This window comes from Amycolatopsis sp. NPDC051061 (genome assembly GCF_040682935.1).
GTDB lineage: Bacteria > Actinomycetota > Actinomycetes > Mycobacteriales > Pseudonocardiaceae > Amycolatopsis.
On record NZ_JBFBBZ010000152.1, the window covers coordinates 1 to 1,479 of the forward strand.

General features: G+C 28.4%; 1 protein-coding gene and 1 pseudogene. Both read right to left on the reverse strand.

The features are described from left to right. A pseudogene (locus AB0N03_RS52345) lies at positions 1 to 93 on the reverse strand (IS6 family transposase); the annotation flags it as partial. Positions 94 to 373: 280 nt separating this feature from the next. Then, the coding region (locus tag AB0N03_RS52350; RefSeq protein ID WP_364388996.1) for a hypothetical protein at positions 374 to 1,479 on the reverse strand (1,106 nt) is incomplete at its 5' end.

The following is a 1,479-nucleotide window of genomic DNA, read 5'->3' on the forward strand; positions in this document are numbered from 1 at the left end:
AATACTTTTTAAGAAAACATAGGCTGCTTGCATATCCCGTTTCTTTCTTAACCAAATATCTAAGGTTAAACGGTTCTGTTGCAAAGTTTTCCAAAAAATCAACAAAAAAAGCGCTAAATTAGCGCTTTTACTTATGTTTAAGGGCTTTAGTATAGCAAAAGTGAGCGACAAGTTCAAGATCCCCTGTTTGCTTTTGTCGCTCCGCTTGTACTCCTCGATTAAAAAAGAAAACATTATTTTCTGAAAGAACTAACGCAGGAAAGGCTTTTCGGATAAAAGACACGAGAATAGCATTTTTTGAACGTTAGATCCTGTTTAAATGAGTGAGTTATAAATTTATCCGATTAAGGGTTGATCGTGCTTAAAACTTAAATTATGAGCTTTTGGAGCTATTCATTTTAAAATAACCTATTGATGATAATAGTATAATGGCTGGTAAAAATTGTATTAGATACCGACTTCTTCCTGCTTCAAATAATGATAAGAATAGAATCCCTCCTAATAAAACAAGTTGAAAAACTAATTCAGTATAGGTAACTTTTTTATATTTTTTAAAGTAAAGGACTAGTCCTAGCACAACAAAAATCCAACTTATTTGCATGTATATCGCATATTTGGGGTAATACGGTCTATGAACATAAATAATATCTCTTATTTTATGACCAATTGTTGATTCAGTAAATTTTGTTTTTACAACATTACTTTCTACTAACACAGCCTCGGTTGTCCAACCAAGAGTACCGTCTTGAACAAAATACTTAAATTTTGTATTTTGATGTTTAATAAGACCTAATATACCATAGTTTTTAATTCTGTTTTTTATATCTTTGTTTAGTTTAGATTCTAGTTGTGTTCTTGTTTGAATTTTTCCATTTTTTTCTGGAATTAGAATTTCAGTAGGTAATTGAGAATGGTTTGCTCCTGTATCTGTTAGTCCTAAATCAATGAAATACATAAAATTCCTGCTATATTTTGTATCATATTCTGTTATTTTTTGATGATGAGCATAATAATTAATTCCGATGATTGTTATTAGTATTCCACTAAACAAAACGACAGTTTTATTGACTAATTTTCTTTTTTTTATTTTTTCAGGCGAAAAGACCAATTGATATATAACAACAATGATTAATGCTATAAGATAAATAACGACAGGTACTCTAATTTTATAAGCAATACTAAAAATTAGACCAATAACAAACCACCAAATTAAATATTTCTTATAAGTATATTTTACAACTAAAAAACAAAGTAAACTTGTGAAGAAAAAGGTAATTGGGTCAGTATAAAAATAAAGGAATTGAGGTTGTAGACCAATCAAAAAAAATGATTCTATAAATACAATTTGCGCTAACTTTTCTCCTTTAAGATATTTACCGATAGAAGTTAATAAGATAATTCCACTGTCTATTAATAAAGCATTCAGTATAGAAAATGACAATATAAGGTATTTAGGGGTAACAATGCTATTTATTATCT